This is a genomic window from Roseibium sp. HPY-6 (assembly GCF_040530035.1).
Taxonomy (GTDB): domain Bacteria; phylum Pseudomonadota; class Alphaproteobacteria; order Rhizobiales; family Stappiaceae; genus Roseibium.
In genome coordinates, this window is sequence record NZ_JBEWCD010000004.1 from 15,226 (window position 1) to 36,189 (window position 20,964).

The 20,964-nt window shown below is 55.5% G+C and carries 17 protein-coding genes; 12 read left to right on the forward strand and 5 right to left on the reverse strand.

Annotated features, from left to right (window positions below):
• Nucleotides 1–34 precede the first annotated feature (34 nt).
• The gene (lhpI, locus tag ABVF61_RS30305; RefSeq protein ID WP_353997355.1) at nucleotides 35–1,009 is read right to left on the reverse strand and encodes a bifunctional Delta(1)-pyrroline-2-carboxylate/Delta(1)-piperideine-2-carboxylate reductase; all 975 of its coding nucleotides are present in this window, start codon (nucleotides 1,007–1,009) and stop codon (nucleotides 35–37) included.
• Nucleotides 1,002–2,249 (reverse strand): Zn-dependent hydrolase, encoded by a 1,248-nt coding sequence (locus ABVF61_RS30310; protein WP_353997356.1) that lies wholly within the window; start codon nucleotides 2,247–2,249, stop codon nucleotides 1,002–1,004. Before ABVF61_RS30310 ends, lhpI begins: the two co-directional genes overlap by 8 nt.
• 514 nt (nucleotides 2,250–2,763) lie before the next feature.
• Here ABVF61_RS30310 and ABVF61_RS30315 point away from each other — a divergent pair.
• The 3 genes from ABVF61_RS30315 (at nucleotide 2,764) to ABVF61_RS30325 (ending at nucleotide 5,369) form a co-directional block, all read left to right on the forward strand.
• On the forward strand, nucleotides 2,764–3,852 hold the full coding sequence (locus ABVF61_RS30315; protein ID WP_353997357.1) for a TRAP transporter substrate-binding protein: 1,089 nt from the start codon (nucleotides 2,764–2,766) through the stop codon (nucleotides 3,850–3,852).
• A gap of 443 nt (nucleotides 3,853–4,295) precedes the next feature.
• Nucleotides 4,296–4,940: an ABC transporter ATP-binding protein gene (locus ABVF61_RS30320; protein ID WP_353997581.1), complete on the forward strand. Its 645-nt coding sequence runs from the start codon at nucleotides 4,296–4,298 to the stop codon at nucleotides 4,938–4,940.
• Nucleotides 4,941–4,943: 3 nt separating this feature from the next.
• On the forward strand, nucleotides 4,944–5,369 hold the full coding sequence (locus ABVF61_RS30325; RefSeq protein WP_353997358.1) for a pseudoazurin: 426 nt from the start codon (nucleotides 4,944–4,946) through the stop codon (nucleotides 5,367–5,369).
• A 58-nt stretch (nucleotides 5,370–5,427) separates the two neighbouring features.
• On the opposite strand, the gene argE is transcribed toward ABVF61_RS30325, so the two are convergent.
• Nucleotides 5,428–6,606 (reverse strand): acetylornithine deacetylase, encoded by a 1,179-nt coding sequence (argE, locus tag ABVF61_RS30330; RefSeq protein ID WP_353997359.1) that lies wholly within the window; start codon nucleotides 6,604–6,606, stop codon nucleotides 5,428–5,430.
• Nucleotides 6,607–6,777: 171 nt separating this feature from the next.
• On the opposite strand from argE, the gene ABVF61_RS30335 reads away from it, so the two are divergent.
• The 7 genes from ABVF61_RS30335 (at nucleotide 6,778) to ABVF61_RS30365 (ending at nucleotide 16,346) form a co-directional block, all read left to right on the forward strand.
• Nucleotides 6,778–7,245 (forward strand): GNAT family N-acetyltransferase, encoded by a 468-nt coding sequence (locus ABVF61_RS30335; RefSeq protein WP_353997360.1) that lies wholly within the window; start codon nucleotides 6,778–6,780, stop codon nucleotides 7,243–7,245.
• A 90-nt stretch (nucleotides 7,246–7,335) separates the two neighbouring features.
• On the forward strand, nucleotides 7,336–9,375 hold the full coding sequence (locus ABVF61_RS30340) for a hydantoinase/oxoprolinase family protein (RefSeq protein ID WP_353997361.1): 2,040 nt from the start codon (nucleotides 7,336–7,338) through the stop codon (nucleotides 9,373–9,375).
• A 4-nt stretch (nucleotides 9,376–9,379) separates the two neighbouring features.
• The gene (locus tag ABVF61_RS30345; protein WP_353997362.1) at nucleotides 9,380–11,338 is read left to right on the forward strand and encodes a hydantoinase B/oxoprolinase family protein; all 1,959 of its coding nucleotides are present in this window, start codon (nucleotides 9,380–9,382) and stop codon (nucleotides 11,336–11,338) included.
• A gap of 39 nt (nucleotides 11,339–11,377) precedes the next feature.
• Nucleotides 11,378–12,244 (forward strand): LysR family transcriptional regulator, encoded by an 867-nt coding sequence (locus tag ABVF61_RS30350; RefSeq protein WP_353997363.1) that lies wholly within the window; start codon nucleotides 11,378–11,380, stop codon nucleotides 12,242–12,244.
• Between the two features lie 123 nt (nucleotides 12,245–12,367).
• Nucleotides 12,368–13,831 (forward strand): aldehyde dehydrogenase family protein, encoded by a 1,464-nt coding sequence (locus tag ABVF61_RS30355; RefSeq protein WP_353997364.1) that lies wholly within the window; start codon nucleotides 12,368–12,370, stop codon nucleotides 13,829–13,831.
• 7 nt (nucleotides 13,832–13,838) lie between these two features.
• On the forward strand, nucleotides 13,839–14,873 hold the full coding sequence (locus tag ABVF61_RS30360) for a tartrate dehydrogenase (protein ID WP_353997365.1): 1,035 nt from the start codon (nucleotides 13,839–13,841) through the stop codon (nucleotides 14,871–14,873).
• Nucleotides 14,874–14,891: 18 nt separating this feature from the next.
• Entirely contained in the window at nucleotides 14,892–16,346 is a 1,455-nt protein-coding gene (locus ABVF61_RS30365; RefSeq protein ID WP_353997582.1) for an NAD-dependent succinate-semialdehyde dehydrogenase, read from the forward strand.
• 79 nt (nucleotides 16,347–16,425) lie between these two features.
• On the opposite strand, the gene ABVF61_RS30370 is transcribed toward ABVF61_RS30365, so the two are convergent.
• Entirely contained in the window at nucleotides 16,426–17,703 is a 1,278-nt protein-coding gene (locus ABVF61_RS30370; protein ID WP_353997366.1) for an NAD(P)/FAD-dependent oxidoreductase, read from the reverse strand.
• Nucleotides 17,704–17,722: 19 nt separating this feature from the next.
• Entirely contained in the window at nucleotides 17,723–18,388 is a 666-nt protein-coding gene (locus tag ABVF61_RS30375) for a haloacid dehalogenase type II (RefSeq protein ID WP_353997367.1), read from the reverse strand.
• Nucleotides 18,389–18,719: 331 nt separating this feature from the next.
• Here ABVF61_RS30375 and ABVF61_RS30380 point away from each other — a divergent pair, with 331 nt between their 5' ends.
• Nucleotides 18,720–19,571 (forward strand): GNAT family N-acetyltransferase, encoded by an 852-nt coding sequence (locus ABVF61_RS30380; protein WP_353997368.1) that lies wholly within the window; start codon nucleotides 18,720–18,722, stop codon nucleotides 19,569–19,571.
• 17 nt (nucleotides 19,572–19,588) lie between these two features.
• Nucleotides 19,589–20,962, forward strand: a complete 1,374-nt coding sequence (locus tag ABVF61_RS30385) for an aspartate aminotransferase family protein (protein WP_353997369.1) — start codon at nucleotides 19,589–19,591, stop codon at nucleotides 20,960–20,962.
• Nucleotides 20,963–20,964 lie beyond the last annotated feature (2 nt).

Here is a 20,964-nt window from a genome sequence, read left to right on the forward strand (position 1 = left end):
CCTTATAGATCAAAGGGGCCGACAAGAAAGCAGCTCAGCAAGCGGTAGATCTGTTTTCTCTGGCTACCGTGTTCACCTGCACAGCGGCAGCGAGGTCTTCAAGCGACACGCCGGCGGATTTGAAAACAGTGTAGCTGTTTTTCGAGGTCCGGCCCGGATGTTCACCACAGCAGAGTGACTTAAGATCAGCCTTTATGTCATTTGGTTGCAAATGCCCGGTTGCCAAAGGCTGTGCAAGATCACCAGCCAATTGCGCGCCGGCGCGATCATCTACAAATACTTCGGCCTGACTGATCGCCAGATCATCGCTTTCCCGCATGTCGGCTCTGAAAGAGCCGATCAAATCCAAATGAGTCCCGGGCCGAAGCCAATCCCCTTGGACGATGGGTGACTGTGAGGCCGTCACTGTCGAAACGATATCCGCTTTTTCACAGGCGAGTTTCAAATTGGTAACCGCTTCGGCAGGAAGCCCAACGCGCGCAAGCTCCCTGGCAATTTGCAGTGCTTTTTCAGGGTTTCGTCCCCAGACCGAGATCTTTTTCGGCGCACGGACAGAAGCGTAGGCTTCGCCGACGGATCGTGCCAACTGGCCAGTGCCGACAATGAGGTGGTGCCGAGCGTCGTTTCGGGCCAGATAGTCGGCCGCCAGAGCAGAAGCAGCCGCTGTCCGGCGGATAGTCAACGCGTCACCATCAAGAACAGTTTGAAGTTTACCGGTCGCTCCATTGAACAACATGTAACCCGCGTTGATCGTGGCCTCACCTTGGCTCGCATTCCACGGGCAATAGGTCACCACTTTGACACCGAGGGCCTCGCCCGGCAGCCATGCTGGCATGATCAGCATTGATCCGGGATCACTGGCCTTGGATCCCGCTGGCGCGGGAATGGACAGCACCTGACGCGGAGGCGCTTCCACTTTGCCGTCCGCGAACCAGTTGCGTAGTTGCTCAATCAGTTGAGGCCAGTGCAAGGCATCTTCTACAGCACTGTGTGATAAGAATTCAGTCACGATCAGCCCTGCCGATTACAGCGTGAAACAGGATGTTCAATCCGGCGACGAAGTCCTCAGGCTCGCAATGCTCTTCATTGTTATGCGTGATACCGTCCTTACACGGTGTGAAAATCATGGCAGTCGGACAGTGAAGGGCCAGATGATAAGCATCGTGTCCGGCCTGACTGTGAATGTCACGCCAGTTGAACTCCATTCGAATGGCTTGCTCCCTCAGCCCCTGAACAAGATTGGTGTCGAAAATATCGCCGCCCCACTGCCACTCGTCCTCAATGGTTGCAGTGCAACCCGTTTTGGCGGCGCTTTCAAAAAGCGCGCGTCTCATTTTTTCCGCCATGACCTTTGTAGTTGCCAAATCCGGATGACGCACATCACACACCGCCTCGGCTGTATCGGACAAGATGCCCGGTTTGTTGGGCCACGCCGTCAACCGTGCTGCGGTCGCTTTGCCATCATAAACCGCATATTCCCAGCCAATATCATCGATTGAGGTCAACCATCGGGCACCGGCAACAAGGGCATTTTGGCGAAGGTTCATCGGCGTCGGACCAGTATGAGCGGTGCGGCCGGAAAATGAAGCCCTCATTCCATGACTTGGGTAGCCGCCAACCACGATCCCGACATCACGCCGTTCCGCATCCAGGATTGGGCCTTGTTCAATGTGAAGTTCATAGTAGGCATCTATGTCACCGGCCTTGCAAACGTCCGGTCCGGCGTAACCGATGCGTTCCAGTTCGTCCCCGAACCGGGTCCCGTCATCACCAATTCGGTCTTTTGTCCAGGCAGCTGAGTATTTCCCCACGAAACAGCCCGAGGCAACCATGGGCGGAGAGAACCTAGCCCCTTCTTCGTTGGTCCAGTTCACCACAACAATTGGTCGCTTCGTATGGTGTCCTGCATCATTCAATTGACGAAGAACCTCCAGGCCAGCAAGAACACCGGCGATACCGTCAAATCGCCCTCCATTTATCTGCGTGTCGAGGTGGCTTCCTATCAGGATCGGAGCAAGTGAATTGTCTCGTCCGTCGCGGCGGGCGAACATGTTGCCGACTTCGTCTACCGACACGGTCAGACCTGCCTCTTTGCACCAGCCGGCAAACACATCTCGCATTTCACGATCGCTGTCGGAAAGGGTTAGTCTGGAGAGCCCACCAGGCCGCCCTTGGCCGACTTTCGCGGAAGCTTCAATCGTGCTCCAAAACCGGTCGATATCGACCCGCATGTCAGCGGAAATACCCATGATTCTCCTCGTGGATTTTCTAACTCTTTGACCCGACGGGCAATCTCATCCCGGCAAATGATACTGCCCTGTCCAATTTCAGCGGGGCAAATAGCCAGAACCTATGCGACACAAAGCGTTCAGATATAGATTATTGAACTGCGATGTAGTCGATTTCGATATCTCACGGCAGCGGTTAGGGTTTGATGGCGACGAAGGCGCGTGCGGCGGAGTTCGGCAGCTACATTGCGACCTCCGCTTTTAAAGAGCCAGGACATGGCTTTACCAAGTCTAGCAAGTCCAAAGGTCGCCAACGACACATCGACAACCTCCCTCATCAATCCTCCCTTTCCGTAAACAACGCAGCTGCAGACCTTTCACAAATCGGCTAGGCCTGAATCAAAAACTAACCCCCTGCGACCGCTATCGAACACATAGTTCCTGGCTATTTGCCTGCGTCCTGCAGCTGGGAGAAAAATAGCGCCTAGCCGGGAACCAACGTGTTCCACCAAACTGCGAAACCTGAGGGGAAAATATGGATCGCCGTTCATTTTTAAAAAATGCCGGGCTGGCTGGCACCGGTGGTGCGACGTTGCTTGCAGCTCCAGCCGTCGCTCAAGAACGCAAAGAATTCACTATAGTGTCGAGCTTTCCGCGCGATTTTCCAGGCCTCGGCATGTCAGCACAGCGGCTTTCGAAACGGATAACGGAATTGTCCAATGGTCGCCTTCAAGCCACATATTATGCGGCAGGCGAAAGAGTTGGCGCATTTGACGTCTTCGATGAAGTCGCGTCCGGAAACGCTCAAGCCTACATTTCAGCAGACTACTATTGGGTTGGAAAAGATCCTGCCTTTGCTTATTTCACTTCTGTTCCGTTTGGGATGACCATGCCGGAGTGGAACGCTTGGATCAAATTCAAGGGAGGACAAGAACTCTGGGACAAAGTTTCTGGAAATTTCGATCTAAAAGCTCTCCCGTGCGGTGGGACAGGAACGCAAATGGGCGGCTGGTTCAACGTTGAGATTGAATCGGTGGACGACCTCAAAGGCCTAAAGATGCGCATCCCAGGCCTCGGCAGCTTCGTAATGTCGAAACTGGGTGTGTCCGTGGTGTCTTTACCCGGAGGACAGATCTATGAAAATCTCGTTTCAGGTGCGATCGATGCCGCCGAATGGGTTGGCCCCTACAACGACTATTTCATGAAATTCTACGAAGCTGCCAAGTACTATTATATGGCTGGCATGCATGAGCCCGGTGGCGGCAATTCTTTCGGGATGAACAAGGTCTGGTGGACAAGCCTAACCGAATGGGAAAGAACTGTCATCGAAGCGGCCTGTATGGAAGAAAATGCCGCTATGAACGAAGAGTTTCTCGCCAACAATGGCATCTACCTGAAGAAACTTGTCGAAGATCATGGCACACAACTCCGTCAGTTTAACGAAGAAACCTGGGACGCATTCGGTGAAGCGGCCATAGAAGTGATTGAGGAAAATCGCGGGCAGTCTGCGCTCACAGCAGAAATTCACGACCACTACCGCGCAGCCCTCACTGAACTCGGACAATTTCGAAAGGGCGCCGAAATCACATATTCCAATCAGAGAAACAGAGTTCTGGGACTTTAGTTGCGCTCCTTGAGCTTTCTTCCCCCGGGGGTAATTTTGAACCCTCCAACTTAACGGCGGGCCTCGGTCCGCTTTTCTTTTTCTTGCCAGTCACTTTTGTTAGTTCGACATGCTCGGTGATGCTGTAAAAGCTGAATACCACCTTGATTTGTAGACACCTTCTTTCCTAATTTTGAGGCGAGGAGGCTATTATGGGCACAAGCAATTTCAGTGACGAGTTCAAGCGGAACGCGGTGGCGTAGATCACCGAGCAGCTACCCCGTTTTGGAGGTTTCGAAGCGTCTGGGTGTTAGCGCACTTTCCCTTAATGTTCGGAAGAAGAAGTTCTCAAAGCCGATCAAGCTGCGAAGGTTCATCGACTGAAGCAGGAACTGGCCCGCATCACCGAGGATCGCGGCATCCTAAAATAGATGAGACGTAGTCGAATGCGTACCTCGCCGAGAATGCAAATTGAGGTACGCGTTTGTGCGAACACCTTCAACAGGGCGTGTTTTTTGGACAATCAACCTATGTATGAGATGCGTCAAAGGGATGTCGCACGCAAACTTGCGCTTGTCGAACAGCACACAGACACTGAAGAACGCATAACCGTTCGCGACGCGGTGGAGCTTGGTCGTACGCCTTTCCTGTCTGCGCTCGGGCCATGGCGTCAGGAAGATGACGTCATCGTATCTGGCGCCCTTGATGCAGTGGATCTGAGCGGCTTTGGGAACCGGTACTGGCATACTTTATCAGGTGGTGAGCGGCAGCGGGTCCATATTGCCCGTGCATTGGCTCAGGAACCAGAAATTCTCCTTCTGGATGAGTCGACCAACCACTTGGATATTCGGCACCAACTGTCAATTCTACATCTTGTCAGAAGCCTTCCGGTTACCAAGATCATTGCTCTACACGATCTAAACCAGGCGCTGATGTGTGACCGCATCTGTGTCATGCAGGCAGGGCAAATCGAAGCCATCGGTTGTCCACCGGATATCCTGACTGAGTCCCGTTTACGTGACACGTTCGGTGTGTGTGGCCATTTCATGAATGACCCTTTCGACGGGACGCCTGTCATTCGTTTTCATAGCGCTCACAAAGGAAACTGACCCATGCGCCTTTTACTCTCGATTTGCCTTTCGCAGCTTTCCGGATTGGCGATAGCGGAGACCTATGAGGTCAAGATGTTAAATCGCAACGATAGCGGGTCGATGGTCTATGATCCTCCCTATCTGAATGTCGAGCCCGGTGACACCGTCAAATTCATAGCGAAAAAACGGGGGCATAATGCAGCAAGCATAGACGGAATGATTCCTGTGGGTGCGGAGCCCTTCAAAGGGAAGACCAACGAAGAAATCGAAGTAACCTTCGAGGTTGACGGCCTTTATGGCGTAAAATGCACGACGCATTTCGCGATGGGTATGGTCATGCTTGTCGAAGTCGGAGAGCCCAAAGCGACAATGGACAATACTCCAGAGGATTTGCCGCGGCGCGCTGCTGAACGCTTTCGCACTTACCTTGGTCATGTCAGCCAGTAATCACAATAGCGTTGCAGCCTATCAACAAGAGACTACCACAAGATCCTTTTGAAGAGTTTTAGCGCATTGTCTGTCTAACCTTATCCAGCATCTGCATACAGGCATCAAGCTCTGATTGGAGGATATATTCGTCCGGACGGTGGGCGCGGGTAATGGAGCCCGGACCACAGATAATCGAAGGTATCCCGGCTGCGTGAAACAGGCCGGCTTCGGTGCCGTAGCTAACTGCCTGAATGGCTCGATGTCCGGAACAGTCTTCCATGAAACCAACCAGGTCCGGATCTTCTACAGGGGCAAGGGCGGGATAGCTTGATAACTCCGAAAAAGTGATCTCAATCGGTTGCCCGGCAGCTTTGGCTTCAAGCTTCAGGTGATCCAGCTTGGCAAGTATCTCGCCGGTGATCAATTTTGGCTCGTAGCCCGGAACGGAACGGACCTCGAACTTCAAATTGGCAGCCTCTGGAATGATGTTCACCGCTGCACCGCCATTGATGACGCCAGCAACGACAGTCGGATAGGGGGGCGTAAAGCTCTCATTGAACGGGCCTTCGCTTTCCAACCTTTTCGCCAGATCACGCAAATAGAGAAGTGTCTCGGCTGCCGGATACAGGGCGTTTATCCCGAGAGCCGGATTGGAACTATGGGCGGAACGGCCTTCGAAGCGCAGTTCCATTGCCTGTTTGCCCTTGTGGGAGAGCACAGGCCGCATGTCCGAGGGTTCTCCGACGATACAGAGCCGGGGCAGGGCACAGAGATCCGGGATGGCGTTGATCAGATGCGGAACGCCCCGGCAACCTATTTCCTCGTCATAGGAAAATGCGATATGCACCGGTTGCTTCAAGTCAGCCGCTTTGAAAATAGGTGCCATAGCTAGAACGCAGGCAAGAAATCCCTTCATGTCGCTGGCTCCGCGGGCTGTAAGTTTGCCGCCGAGATCGGTCAAGATGAACGGATTTGCGGTCCAGTCCTGACCTTCTACAGGCACAACATCCATATGGCCGGAGAGAACTATACCTGGCACGTTCGTTGGACCGATCGTGGCGAACAGATTGCTCCGGTTGCCTTCTGGGCCAGGCAAAATATGAGGCTCAACGCCTTGGTTTTGAAGATAGGAGGTGACCCAGTTCACCATATTGATGTTGGAGGTGCCCGGCAGTTCCGGAATGGAGACCAGTTCTGCCAGAATCTGTTGTGCGGTCATCTCTTGCGGCGTTGCCAAACCGAATCCCTCGTGCATGTATAATCTTGTGAAACTAGGTGTCTGTGAGCTTATTGGGAAACTCAAGAACGTCCTGCTGTTTACCGTTAGTGACGGGATACATCCTGCCGGATTACCTTAAAAACCAGCGCCCGTTCACAGTTGTTCTTCGATAGGCTGTGTCAGTTCTTTACAGTTGAAAGGCATCCAATGCAGTCGTCTCCCCTATCCTCGTTGCAAGTTATGTCCTGGAGCCGGAAAGACGGTTACACGCTTTCGACCGATCAAGACCGGATTGATCTGGAAGTGCTGGCAGATTTTTTGAAAAACGACGCCTATTGGTCCAATGGTTTGCCCGAAGCAGTGTTGAAGCGGGCTCTTGCCGGCTCCCTAGTCATGGGGGTTTATACACCGGACGGGCGTATGGTCGGCTTCGCCCGGCTCGTAACCGATTGCGCTGTCTTTGCCTATTTGCGGGATGTGTTCGTTCTACCGATGGAGCGAGGGAAAGGGCTTGCCGTTTGGATGGCCCGGCAGATCAGAGACCATCCGGACCTGGCGACCATCAGCACCTGGATGTTGGCAACCAAGGATGCACATCAGGTCTATAAAAAGGCCGGTTACCGGCCGGTTAAACACCCCGAGTGGTACATGACCGTTCCTAAACATGACCTCTAAGCATAACCTTAGGTTATGGGAAGTTGAGCTTTTTCGATTGGCGTTGCCTGTTGGCCCGCTCCATTGTCCTCTCGATTGCAGGAGATGGACATGGCATATCGGATTGGGGTTGACGTCGGTGGGTCGTTTACCGACTTCGCGGTTCTCGATGATGAAACTGGTGACTTGGCGACCCTGAAGGTCTTTTCGCGTCCGGATGCACCGGGCGAGGAGATCGTTACAGCCCTGACGCGACTGCAAGAGAGCGGTCAAGTGGAAACCGGGGCAGTTCGCCGCTTCACTCACGGCACGACAGTGGGGATCAACACGGTCATCCAGCGCAATGGCCCGAAACTGGCGCTTTTTACGACCGCGAACTTCGAGGATGTGCTTGAGCTGGCGCGGCTGAAAATCCCGGAAATTCACAATCTTTACTCCAAACGGCCGGTGCCCTTGATCCCGCGCGAATGTGTGATGGGGATCGATGAACGGGTCCTCTCGGATGGGTCAGTTCAAAAGGCGCCGGAGCGGAAGGATATCGAGCGGGCGCTGCAACTGGCGCGGAAGAATGGGGCCGAGGGCATCGTCGTCGCCTTCCTGAACGCTTACCGGAACAGTGAAAACGAGAAAACGGTCGCTGCTGTTCTCAAGGAGATCGATCCAGGCCTGATGGTAACCACATCCTCCGGTACCTGGCCGGTGATCCGCGAGTACGAACGCACATTGACGGCGGTTATCTCAGGTTATGTCCGGTCCAGGGTGTCGCATTATCTCGACCGGTTGGAACAATCCCTGAAAGCACAAGGAGTTACGGTGCCTGCCCTTATCACCAAGTCCAATGGAGGTGTAATGGGTCTTGATCAGGCGCGTGCTGAATCTGTTCAGATGCTTCTGTCCGGCACGGCATCCGGCGTAATTGGAGCAGGTTACATTGCACAGGCGTGCGAGTATGCGGATGTACTGACCCTAGATATTGGCGGCACGTCTGCGGATGTGGCGGTTTTACAAGATGGGCAGGCACAGCATGGTACTGGCGAACTTGTAGGCGAATTTCCAATCCACATTCCATCCGTTGCCGTCAGTTCGGTCGGTCAGGGGGGAGGTTCCGTCGCATGGATCGATCCTCTTGGTGTCCTGAAGGTCGGACCGGAAAGCGCTGGTTCCACACCTGGCCCCGCCTGCTATGGACGCGGAGGCACAAAGCCAACCATCACGGATGCGATGGCGGTTCAGAACCTGATTGGTCACGGTGATCTGGGCTATGGTGCAGTTAGCGTGGACCACAAAGCAGCGCGAGCTGCAATAGAGCCGCTGGCAGCACAGCTGCAGGTCAGTGTGGAGGAGGTTGCCGCCAGTATTGTCGAAATTGCGACCTCCGCCATGTATGCTGAAACACAGGGGCTTGTATCCCGTTTCGGTATCGATCTGCGCGGCTATCACTTGATTGCCTTTGGCGGCGCGGGTCCTATGCTGGCCTGTTATCTCGCTCGTGAGTTGGATGTAGCGGGTGTTTTGGTGCCGCCCACCCCTGGTGTCGTTTCGGCTTTGGGAGGGCTCGTCGCTGACCTCCGCAATGACTTCATCAAAACACTGTTTTTGGAATTGACGTCGCAGAATGTCAGCACGTTGGTGGCGCCGCTTGATGAGATGATGGCGGAAGGGTTGCGCTGGCTCGCAGATCAAGGATTTGACGGAACGCCGCAGATCACCGTGAGCGCTGACATGCGTTATCGCGGCCAGTCCTATGAAATCGAAACGCCTCTCGATCGCCAAGCGGTAGAGAACGGGGAAATGGCGGCTATCGTTCAAGCGTTTCACCGGGAACATGAACGGCTCTTTGGACATTCGGACTCATCAATGCCGGTGCAGCTGATCAATCTGAGGCTGGTGATTTGCGGCCCGACTCCGAAGCCTCGTTTGCCTAAGCCATCGATGGCAGCCAGTGCTCCAGAGCCGGAAGAGGCGGTGCAGGCCTATTTCGATGGCACATCCGTGGATGTGCCGGTCTACCGGAGGTCCAGTCTAGCGCCCGGGCATAAACTGGCGGGACCGGTGATCGTTGCTCAGGACGATACGACAACGGTCGTTCCGCCGGATTTCGGCCTTCAGGTCGATTCCTTTGGCAATCTGCTGCTGACACGGGGGAGTTAAGGCGATGGTGATTGCAAGAAGTCTGCAAGTTCTGGCGAATTTTTGTGGTGCGGCGGCGGATGCCATGGCCCACACACTCATGCGCACTGCACATTCCGCCTTCATCAAAGAAACAGAAGACTTTTCCTGCCAAATCGTGTCGCGGGAGGGATTGGCTTTCGCAAATCCCCGGCACTTTGGCGCACCCTGGTATTCCGGCATCGACTATGGACCGTTGCTTGCACATTTCGACAACTATAGGGCTGGCGATATATGCATTACCAATGACCCGGAAGCCGGTCACGTCTCCACCCACACACCTGACATTCACATTTGGAAACCTGTTTTTCATAATGGAGAAATTGCCTGTTTCGTCGTTGGTCACATCCACAACACGGATGTAGGTGGTGCAGTCCCTGCGAGCCTTTCGCGCAGCTTGACTGAGATCGCGCAAGAGGGCTTGCGAATTCCTCCCGTAAAGCTACTGGAGGCCGGGGTGGAAAACACCTTTGTCGCCGAGCTGATCCGCTCAAATGTGCGCATGCCCGAGCAGAATCTCGGAGACCTGGCGGCACAGATAGCATCGGTGAATGTCGGCGAGCGCAAGATGGGCGAGATCATCCAGCGGTTCGGTATTTCCACGTTTCTGGATGGAGTTAAAGCTATTCTCGATCATGCGGAAGCGCAGGCCCGGGCGGTGATTGCCAATGTGCCCGATGGCGACTACTTCTTTGCGGATTTTGCCGATGAGGACAGCCCAGGCGGTTTGCCGGCAAGGATAGCAATAACCGTACGGGTTCAGGGTAACACGTTGGAACTCGACTATACCGGAAGCGATCCTCAGCTTGCCTCATCGCTCAACATGCCGACCGGTGGCCGGGAACGCCACCCTCTTGTGATGGTCGGTCTGACTTATGTGCTTGCCACCTTGTCGCCTGGTATTTGGCTCAATGCAGGGACTTTGCGCCCGGCGAGGGCGGTGTTGCCGGAAGGCTCGGTGGTGAACTCGGCACCAGGGGCGGCGATTGGGATGCGCTCCTTGACGTGCGCGATGACGCAGATCGTCACGATTGGTGCATTTGCGCAAGCCGTGCCAGACAAGATCCCGGCCGCGGCTCCGGGTGGCAATGCGATCCTCAACATCAAGGCCGCTACCAAGTATGGGCGTCCGGTTATGGCCTCTATCGGTCCGGTCGGGGGTGGTGGCGGCGCGACGCCTTTCGACGACGGAAGTGACGGAGCAGGAGGGACAACGGGTTTCCTTCGCAATACCCCCTTGGAGATTACGGAAGCGGAGGTGCCCATCCAGTTCCGCCGGTACGGCCTGGAGGCTGACTCCGGCGGCCCTGGCAGATGGCGCGGAGGCCTGTCGGCGGTTATGGAATTTCAGGTGTTCTCGCCGGGGACTGTGGTAACGGCGCGCAACCGGAACCGTTCAGTAATGGCTTCTTGGGGGCTGAGGGGAGCCGGGCAACCCAAAGTTTCGACCTTTGAGCTCAATCCGGGAACCGAAAGGGCGGAAAACCTAGGTAACACAGACCTGGTGAAATGTGGCCCTGGCGACATTATCCGGGTAGTAGGTCCGGGAGCGGGAGGTATTGGCCATCCTTTCGAACGCTTAACTGAGGATGTCGCAGCAGACGTCCGCCGCGGCTATGTCTCCGTAGAAGCTGCCAAATGCATCTATGGAGTTGTCTTGAAGAAAGGAGCGGTTGATGACGCTGAAACCGCTAGGCTTCGAACATCGCTTTCTGTCAATAAAGGGCTTTACAGTTTTTCCGCTGAACGCCTCGCGTTCGAGGCTGTTTGGAGCCGGGAACGTTATGAGCTTTTGACAGAGTTTCTGGCGAAACAACCGGTTGGCTGGCGTGCATTCTTAAAGCAGGCCGTTTTCCAAGCTGTAACCGACCGTGGTTCAACTGAAAATCTGGAGACCGGAATGCAGGCAATTTTCGAAGATCTGCAACAGAAACACCATCTGTAACGCTTGCTCGAGGCACCATTTTGTGGCCCTTTATCGGCTATGAATTCGCGTCAATTGGAAGTGTTTCGCGCCATTATGCGCGAAGGAACGCTTACGGCCGCCGCCAATGCACTCAGCGTTTCCCAGCCGGCCGTCTCCAAAGTCTTGCAGCATCTGGAAGACCAGCTCGGCTATCGGCTTTTCGAACGGGCCGGTGGCCGACTAGTTCCGACTGCGGAAGCACAGCTTCTCACCGGTGATGCCGAAAGGGTCTTCCGTGAGTTGGAGGGCTTGAAGGATCTGGCCAGGCGGGTGGGCGAACGAAAGGTTGGCCTCTTACGTCTGGGCGCAGCGCAGCCGCTGGTGCAATCCCTGCTTCCCCGTGCGCTTCAGATCTTCCGGCAGAACTATCCGGATGTGCGGGTACATTTGCACAGTCTCCCGGCGCTAGAAATCGCCGAAGCTCTTAGGGCTGGCGATATCGATCTCGCCATGACGCTGTCACCGATTCTTGCTCCGACCGTGCGCACGCAAACCCTCTGCACTGTTCCGATACGGGTCTTTCTTCGCGTGGATGATCCTCTGGCCGGCAGTGAAGCGCTTTCCCCATCAGATCTGAGCGGCCGTGATCTAGTATCCTATGGCAGCCATGCGACAATCGGTGCTGCCCTTGATGAGGCTTTCCGGGAATATGGTGAGACGCGGCAGGTTGCGATTGAGGTCGCAACGTCGGTTGCCGCCATACCACTTGTCGCTGAGAAGCTAGGGATTGGCCTGGTCGATAGTTTAGCACCTGCCGGCAATGGGGTCGTCAGCAAGCCATTCTTTCCTGAATGTACAATGCCGCTGACGATTTCCCGAGACAGCGCCCGTCCGCAACCGCGCTTAGCCGAGCCGTTTTTGGCAGCGTTCAAAGCGGTGCTGTGATCTTACCGCATAGAATATCGTTGCCGCGTACCCAAACAGTGAATTGGACTGTTGCAATGGGCGCGAAAGAAGCAAGTTTGGCCAAAGAGCGGCTAGAGTGGCAGTGACAATCCGGAGTTCTATATGTCGCTCACCTTTGATCCCACTCAGCCTGAGTTTCGGTCCGCGCACTACATTGGCGGGTCCTACGTCGATGACAATCCTTCCATTCCCATGTTCCGTCCCTCCGACGGACGGGAATTTGCCGGCTGCCCGATTGCAGGCGTAGATACTGTCGACCGTGCTGTACAAGCGGCCAAAGCAGCCTTGAAGACAAGCGGTTGGGGCGGCCTGCGCCCGCGCGAGCGCACCGACGTGTTGCGGCGGTGGGCCGATCTCATCGACGAAAACGCGCTGAAACTCGCTCAGCTCGAAACCGTGCCCTCAACCCGCCTGATCAATCAAATGATCAAGGGGGATATCGCTGTAACCGCCGAGCAGATTCGTTTCTTTGCGGAACTTGCCGACAAGGAAGGCGGAGACACCGCCCCCACTGCCGAGGGGCAACTCGGCATGACAATCACTGAGCCTTATGGCGTCGTCGGTGCGATTACCCCCTGGAATTTCCCAATTTCCATGACGGGTTGGAAGCTTGGCCCGGCGCTGGCGGCCGGCAATGCGGTTGTGCTCAAGCCGTCGGAAATGACGCCTTTCACCAGTCTCTTCATGGCGGAGCTGGCAACGCAGGCAGGTATACCCGCGGGTTTGATCAACGTTGTCCTTGGCGATGGTCCGACCACAGGAAACGCCTTAACCGGTCATGAAGACATCGCCAAGGTCAGCTTTACCGGATCTACCCGGGCAGGCCAGGCGATCATGGAAAACATCGCCAGAAATGGCATGAAACCAATGACGCTGGAACTGGGTGGCAAGAGCCCGCAGATTGTCTTCAATGATGCGGATCTGACATTGGCGGCCGACAACATAGCGCGTTCGATTCTATTCAATGCGGGGCAGGCCTGTGTGGCCGGAAGCCGTGTGTTGGTGCATGAAAGTGTTGCCGATGCTCTTACGGAGGCACTGGCTACACGCATGTCCGGCCTGGTGCCAGGGCCAGCTTGGAATGAAGCAACGAACTATTCCGCCATCATCTCAGAGAAGCAGATTTTTCGTATGGACGAGATGTTGCAACGGGCATGTACAGAAGGGGCAGAAATCCTGCTTGGGGGAGAGCGTTTCGAAGGTCCGGGTTACTTCTACAAGCCCACCCTTGTGACCGGTGCCGGTCAGGACAACACAGCCGTGCGAGAGGAAATTTTCGGCCCTGTCCTGACTATCCAAAGCTTCTCCGATGATGAGGAGGCCTGCGAGGTGGCCGATCATCCGGTGTATGGTTTGTGCGCAGGCATTTATACCAGGGACCTCTCCCGTGCATTGAAGACTATCCGGGCCGTGACGGCGGGTACCGTCTGGGTCAATCGCTACGGGCGTTCGCGCGACCACATCCTTCCTACCGGCGGCTACAAATCTTCCGGTTTCGGCAAGGACTTGGGCAAGGAGGCCTACAAGGCCAACCGTCAGTCAAAGACTGTTTTGATCGATTTGTGAGAACAGCATGAGCAAATATCGTATTGCCCTCATTCCGGGCGATGGCATCGGCATTCCGGTGACTGATGCGGCCATGGCAGTGGTTGAGAAGGTTCTGCCAGGCCAAGTGGAAACCGAGACCTTTCCATGGTCTTGCGACTACTATCTGGAAACCGGAAAAATGATGCCGGAAGACGGGATTGAGACGCTGCGTAGCTTCGATGCCGTTTTTCTCGGAGCGGTCGGCTGGCCGGAGAAAGTCCCGGATTCCATATCTCTTCACGGTCTGCTTCTGCCGATCCGCAAGAGCTTCGTGCAATTCGCCAACATCCGTCCGCACCGCCTGCTGGACGGGGTTGAGGGTCCGCTGCGGAAGACGGATTTTGATATTCTATGCATACGCGAGAACACCGAAGGCGAATATTCGGGAGCAGGCGGCCGTGTGCATCAGAGGACTTCTGATGAGGTTGCTGTCGAAACTTCCATCTTTACCCGCACCGGTGTTGAACGCATCTTACGGTTCGGTTTCGAACAGGCGCGCCAGCGCTCTGGCTGCCTGGCTTCGGTGACCAAGTCCAACGCTCAAAAGTATTCGATGGTGTTCTGGGATGAAGTCACTCAAGAAATCTCAGCGGAGTACCCGGATGTCGAAGTCAGCCAATATCACATCGACGCCCTAGCAGCCCGCATGGTCATGGCTCCGGAGAGTTTGGATGTGATTGTTGCCTCCAATCTCTTTGGTGACATCCTTACTGATCTTGGAGCCGCTATTCAGGGCGGTCTCGGCTTTGCCGCTTCGGCCAATATCAATCCTGAACGCAATGCGCCGTCCATGTTCGAGCCGGTTCACGGCTCAGCGCCAGACATTGCTCATCTGGGTATCGCGAATCCACTGGCGGCGATCTGGTCGGCTGCAATGATGCTGGAACACCTTGGCGAAGCCGAGGCTGCGGGACGGATCCGGACTGCTATGAACAAGACGACCGCTCAAGGCTTCGGTACGGTAGCGGGTAAACACAAGACCGACGTGATCGGTAATGCTGTTCTGGCGGCACTGGCATAGGAAATGACCATGAATTCGATGAAAAGAGTTTCAGACCTCAAGGATAAGAATCTCTTCCGGCAGGCCGCTCTGATAAGTGGCCAGTGGGTCAAGGCCTCCGATGACAGGGTCATCGACGTGGTCGATCCCGCGACCGGGGAGGCAATCGGAACAGTGCCCAATTGCACCCGTGTTGATACAGAGATTGCCATCGCAGCTGCTGACGAAGCTTTCCAGAGCTGGCGCAAGGTTCCCCATGAACAGCGGGCTCTTCTCCTTGAGCGTTGGTTCGATTTGATGCAGGAACATGAAGATGATCTCGCCCTTCTTCTGACTTTGGAACAGGGCAAGCCGTTGGCCGAGGCCAAGGGTGAGATTGGTTATGGCGCATCTTTCGTCAAATGGTTTGCGGAAGAAGCCCGCCGTATAGACGGCGGCCTGATCCCTTCCCCCACATCTGATCGCCGCATCCTGACCCTCAAAGAACCGGTTGGCGTCTCCGCCATTATCACGCCGTGGAATTTCCCCAATGCAATGATCACCCGTAAGGTCGGGCCGGCGCTGGCCGCTGGCTGTACGGTGGTGATCAAACCGTCCGATCTGACCCCTTATTCCGCGCTTGCTCTTGGTGTTCTTGCGGAACGAGCCGGAATTCCTGCCGGTGTGATCAACATTGTCACCGGCATGCCGATCGATATTGGAGCTGCGCTGACCAGCAGCGAAACCGTGCGTAAGCTGTCTTTCACAGGCTCAACCCGTGTTGGTTCCTTGTTGATGGAACAATGTGCTCCAACGGTAAAGCGCCTCAGCCTGGAGCTGGGTGGCAATGCGCCGTTCATCGTATTTGACGATGCGGATCTGGATGCAGCGGTCGGGGGGGCGATTGCCTCCAAGTTTCGTAATGGCGGGCAGACCTGTGTGTGCTCCAACCGCATATTGGTTCAGTCCGGTATCTATAACGCGTTTGCAGAAAAGCTCTGCGCTGTGGTCAAGGCGATGAAGGTCGGTCCGGGGCAGGCCGGGGCGGAGATCGGTCCGATGATCAACTCAGCGGCGATCGAGAAAATAGACCGTCACATTGACGATGCGGTGTCCAAAGGAGCCAAGATCATGGGGCAGGCGAAAACCCCCGACGGTCAATATGCTGCACCGACGGTTTTGGGCAATTGCGACACCTCCATGCAGCTGGCGAGCGAGGAGACCTTTGGCCCGCTGGCACCGCTGTTCCGCTTTGAAAAGGAAGAAGATGCCATTGAAATTGCCAACGCCACACCATTCGGTCTGGCAGCCTATTTTTACACCGAGAGCTTGGCCCGCGCGTGGCGTATGGGTGAGGCATTGGAATTCGGAATGGTCGGGCTGAACACCGGCATCGTTTCGACGACAGTTTCACCCTTTGGTGGCGTCAAACAGTCCGGACTCGGCCGGGAAGGCGCGAAGACCGGCATAGAAGAGTATCTTGAAACCAAGGCTTTTCACATGGGTAACCTTTAAGCGGACCATTCCCATTCAATATGTTTGCGAGAAGCGGCGTCATAAGATGCCGCTTCTCATCTTTGGTTTGGTTGAGCAGTCAGCTCACTTTGTCTTTCATTTTGAAATAGGCGCCAACGAGCGGCAGGAACCAGGGCTTGCCGAAGTGACCGGGAACCGCTGGCCACGGCAGTCCCTGCCATGGGTTGCGATTGGCCTTTCCGGTCATCACATCAGCCATGATCTCCCCCATATGTGTTGCGATCTGCGCACCGTGACCTGAATAGCCCAAGGCGAAGTGCATGCCGTCCTGCTCGCCAGCCCTGGGGTAGCGGTCCTTGGTCATGTCGACCAGTCCGCCCCAACAGTAGTCGATCTCGATCTCGTTAAGCCGCGGGAAGATCTGGGCCAGGCTGGCCTTCAGGATTTCACCGCTTCTGGCGTCAGACGTCTGGTCTGAAGTGGCCGAGAAACGGGCACGGCCGCCGAAGATCAGGCGATTGTCAGGAGCAAGGCGGAAGTAATTCCCCACATTGAGAGAGGTCACACAGGTGCGGTTGCCGGGCATAACGCTGCTGGCTTCCTGATCCGTCAAAGGACGGGTGGCGACAAGGAAGCTGCCGACCGGGATGATGCGGCGGCGGATGTACTTGAAAAAGGAAGGGGTATAAGCGCCCGTTGCCAGGAAAACCTTCTTCGCGTCTACCTGTCCCTTTGGGGTTTCAAGAGTGAAACCGTCAGAGGTTCGGCAGTAGGAAGTTACCGGAGCATTTTCGAGTATCTCTGCTCCTTTGCTTGCGGTCGCCGTGCCCAATCCGGTCACGAATTTACCCATGTGCATCATGGCACTCTTGGGCTGCAACATAGCACCGTGGAACTGGCTGGAACCGATTTCGCCGGAAAGTTCCGCCTTCGAGAGCATTGTAGCTTCCGGGTCGACTTGCCGGGCGAGCTGTTCGCAATTGCGTGCAAGGCTTTCGTAGTGAGAGGCCTTGGACGCAAGTTTCAGTTTTCCTGAGCGCCGGAAGTCGCAGTCGATCTGTTCTTCGGCGATGATCCGCCTGATTGTCTCGATACTGTCGTCAAAGGCTCGATACATGGCGACCGCCTTATTAATGCCGAAAGAACTTACTGCGCTGGCAAACCCGTGAGCGATACCATTGTTCAGGTGACCTCCATTGCGGCCAGAAGCGCCGAAGCCGACGTGTTCGGCTTCCAGCACGACAACCCGGAAACCGTCGGCTGCAAGTTTGCGGGCTGCTCCCAACCCCGTGAAACCTGCGCCGATGACAGCGACGTCATACCGGCCCGTTGGAGACGATTGACTGCCATCTTCGAACCGGGGTGCGGTCTCGTGCCAATAAGAAGCGAATTTCATGCAAACGGCCTTGTTTGTTTTAGAGACCGAATACCCCCGGGAGGCCGGAAATATCCTTGATTTCGGTGTATTCGTAGAAGGGATTGGCAGGCTCGTGGCCACGGTTGACCCATACCTTGGACTTGATGCCCATGTCGTACGCGGTCATCAGGTCATAGCGGAAGGACGAAGATACGTGTGTGATGTCCTCCGGACCGCAACCGAGGGTGTCGAGCATGTATTCGAAGCCGTTCATTTGCGGCTTATAAGTTCCGGTTTCTTCTGCTGTGATGACCTTGTGGAACGGCGCGCCGAGCCTTTCCAAGTTTGACATGATCTGGCTTTTCATGGCGTTAGACAGGATCACCAGTGGTATTTCCTTGGCAACTTTGGCGAGGCCTTCTGGTACATCCGGATGCGGACCCCAAGTCGGTACTTCCTCGTAGATCTGTCTGGCATCTTCTTCGCGGTATGTCACGCCGTTGAGCTTGCAAGTCCGTTCTAGAGAATTTGCTACAACATCGGCATAAGGCTTCCAGGCACCGAGTATTTCATCCAGGCGATATGCAGCGAAGTTTTTGATAAATTTCAACATCTTTTCGTCAGAGAGCTGTTCTCCGTAGACCCTGCGTGCCGCGCCGGCCATGTCGAAATTGGTCAAAGTGCCGTAGCAATCGAAGGTGATGTATTTGGGACGGAAGGTCATTGCGTCTTCTCTGTGCCTTGCCGGGTGAAGGAAACCCGAGTTTGTGTTTATCGGTGATTTCATCTTAACCGGTGTTTGCAAAGCGGCTTGCTGCATTTGCCGCTTGGGAGAGAACAAACGACCGAATAGTCCGTTTCCGGCAGCACCATATTGCGTGAATTGGCGTTCTGGGTTCGGGTTGGTTGGAAATCATGGCCTGGTTAGCAGTAGATCATGCTTCAAGAGGCCGAGTGAACGGCAAATGACACCGCTGTTTGGGCGAAAATCCCGCACCCATGCGTTCCCGGTCGCTGTAAAAAAGAAGAGCGAAATATAAGATCTTTGGGACACCATGCAGACGGACATCGTATTCACGACATTTGAAAAAGAGCACATCGAAGAGGCGGTTCGCCTGTCGAAGGCGGCAAGCTGGCCGCATCGGACCGAAGACTGGGAAATGGTGCTTGATCTGTCTCAGGGCGTCGTTGGTATTGAAGACGGCAAGGTGGTCGCTACAGCACTTGCCACATCTTTCGGGCCGGTTGCGACGATGAATATGATCATCGTTGATGAAACCATGCGGGGCCGTGGCCTTGGCCGGAAGGTTATGGCGACGGCTATGAACACTGTTGAGCCCGTGGAATGGCGCCTCGTTGCGACCAGCGACGGCCTGCCGCTCTACGAAAAGCTCGGCTTCGAAGCGTACGGCGAAGTGGTGCAGTGTCAGGGGATAGTCGCCCAATCGGATGCTGTTGTCGAGATTTCCGACGATATGGACGACGGTCTTGTGTGGGCCGTTGAAGCCGAAGCCCAGGATCTCGCTGAGCTGGACAAGGACGCCACCGGCATGGCCCGCATGCCGTTGCTCGAAGCCTTCCTCAGGCTCGGAAGCGTTCTGACGATTAAGGAAAATGGCACGATTGTTGCCTGGGCCGCGTTACGCTCCTTTGGCCGGGGCCATGTTGCGGGACCGGTTGTAGCCCGCAATCGCGAGGAAGCTAAGCAGTTGCTAAGCCCATTGCTCTCTTTGTGTGATGGCAAGTTTCTTCGTGTCGACACCACCAAGAGCGCAGACCTGGAAGACTGGCTTGCCGGGTTTGGTCTTGCGCGTGCTGGCGGCGGTATATCCATGCGAAAGGGGCCGTCCCAGACGCAGACGACTGGTCACAAGGCATTTGCACTTGCCTCACAAGCCCTTGGTTAGTTCTCCGGAGTTTCAAAATGCGTCCCAATTCTTTACTTGAGCTTGATCGTGCTCACCTGATCCATCCTGTTGCCAGCTGGCGTGGACATGAGGCCGCGAGTGTCAGAGTGCTGTCAAGCGCAAAGGGAGCGACAGTAACGGACTCTGAGGGCCGCCAGCTTCTGGACGGTTTTGCCGGCTTGTGGTGCGTTAACGCAGGGTATGGCCAGGAAGGTGTTATTGAGGCGGCAACTAAGCAGCTGAAAGAGCTGCCCTACGCGACCGGTTACTTCGGTCTTGGATCAGAGCCTGCCATCCGTCTCGCCTCGCGGCTTGTAGATCATGCGCCGGGCGATTTGCAACATGTCTACTTCACACTCGGCGGGTCGGACGCAGTCGATACCACGGTGCGCTTCGTCCGGTTCTATTGGCATGCAATGGGTAAGCCTGAGAAGGACCAGTTCATTTCCGTTGAACAGGGCTATCACGGTTCAAGTTCGGTCGGTGCGGGCCTGACGGCACTGCCGGCATTCCACGCCGGTTTTGGTGCGCCATATGATTGGCAGCACAAAATTCCGTCTCATTACAGTTATCGCAATCCGGTCGGCACCGATCCTGAAGCCATCATTTCAGCTTCCGTTGCAGCCTTGGAAGCCAAGGTGGCCGGAATCGGTGCCGATCGGGCCGGTGCTTTTTATGTTGAACCCATCCAAGGTTCCGGTGGAGTGATTGTGCCGCCGGAAGGCTGGGTCAAGGCCATGCGTGATGCTTGCAAGCGTTTGGACATTCTATTCATTGCTGACGAGGTAATTACCGGTTTTGGTCGCACGGGTCCGCTGTTTGCCAGTGCGGATGAAGGTATTGTTCCGGACATGATTACCGCAGCCAAGGGCTTGACCTCCGGCTATGTCCCGATGGGGGCGGTTTTCATGTCCGATAGGATGTATCAGACGATGGCGGACTACGCCGGACCAGCGGCCGTTGGCCATGGTTACACCTATTCCGGTCATCCGGTCAGCGCTGCGGTTGGTCTCGCCGTTCTGGATCTTTATGAAAACGGCCTGCTCGACAATGGCCGCAAGATGGGCGAACGATTGATGGCGGGACTGGGTTCTCTTGGGGACCATCCACTTGTCGGAGAAGTCCGCGGCCGTGGTATGTTGGCAGCCATCGAAATGGTCACCGACAAGGAAGCAAAAACACCGCTTCCCCCCAGCGCGCAGGCCGGCACCCGGGTGTTCGATCGTGCCTGGAACAACGGTTTGATTGTACGTGCCTTTGCAAATGGGGCGCTTGGCTATGCGCCGCCGCTTTGCTGCACCGCAGACGAAATCGATCAGATCGTAGAAAAAACCGGGAAGGTGCTAGATGAAACACTGGAAGACCCCGATGTTCGCGCGATGATGGCCTGATA

Bases quoted from the DNA above. Each gene is read 5' to 3' on its own strand.
- ABVF61_RS30325 (WP_353997358.1), top strand. From the start codon at position 4,944: ATGCGCCTTTTACTCTCGATTTGCCTTTCGCAGCTTTCCGGATTGGCG.
- ABVF61_RS30335 (WP_353997360.1), top strand. From the start codon at position 6,778: ATGCAGTCGTCTCCCCTATCCTCGTTGCAAGTTATGTCCTGGAGCCGG.
- ABVF61_RS30355 (WP_353997364.1), top strand. From the start codon at position 12,368: ATGTCGCTCACCTTTGATCCCACTCAGCCTGAGTTTCGGTCCGCGCAC.
- ABVF61_RS30365 (WP_353997582.1), top strand. From the start codon at position 14,892: ATGAAAAGAGTTTCAGACCTCAAGGATAAGAATCTCTTCCGGCAGGCC.
- ABVF61_RS30380 (WP_353997368.1), top strand. From the start codon at position 18,720: ATGCAGACGGACATCGTATTCACGACATTTGAAAAAGAGCACATCGAA.
- ABVF61_RS30345 (WP_353997362.1), top strand. From the start codon at position 9,380: ATGGTGATTGCAAGAAGTCTGCAAGTTCTGGCGAATTTTTGTGGTGCG.
- ABVF61_RS30310 (WP_353997356.1), bottom strand. From the start codon at position 2,249: ATGGGTATTTCCGCTGACATGCGGGTCGATATCGACCGGTTTTGGAGC.
- ABVF61_RS30385 (WP_353997369.1), top strand. From the start codon at position 19,589: ATGCGTCCCAATTCTTTACTTGAGCTTGATCGTGCTCACCTGATCCAT.
- ABVF61_RS30340 (WP_353997361.1), top strand. From the start codon at position 7,336: ATGGCATATCGGATTGGGGTTGACGTCGGTGGGTCGTTTACCGACTTC.
- argE (WP_353997359.1), bottom strand. From the start codon at position 6,606: ATGCACGAGGGATTCGGTTTGGCAACGCCGCAAGAGATGACCGCACAA.
- ABVF61_RS30315 (WP_353997357.1), top strand. From the start codon at position 2,764: ATGGATCGCCGTTCATTTTTAAAAAATGCCGGGCTGGCTGGCACCGGT.
- ABVF61_RS30360 (WP_353997365.1), top strand. From the start codon at position 13,839: ATGAGCAAATATCGTATTGCCCTCATTCCGGGCGATGGCATCGGCATT.
- ABVF61_RS30350 (WP_353997363.1), top strand. From the start codon at position 11,378: ATGAATTCGCGTCAATTGGAAGTGTTTCGCGCCATTATGCGCGAAGGA.
- ABVF61_RS30375 (WP_353997367.1), bottom strand. From the start codon at position 18,388: ATGACCTTCCGTCCCAAATACATCACCTTCGATTGCTACGGCACTTTG.
- ABVF61_RS30320 (WP_353997581.1), top strand. From the start codon at position 4,296: ATGCAAATTGAGGTACGCGTTTGTGCGAACACCTTCAACAGGGCGTGT.
- ABVF61_RS30370 (WP_353997366.1), bottom strand. From the start codon at position 17,703: ATGAAATTCGCTTCTTATTGGCACGAGACCGCACCCCGGTTCGAAGAT.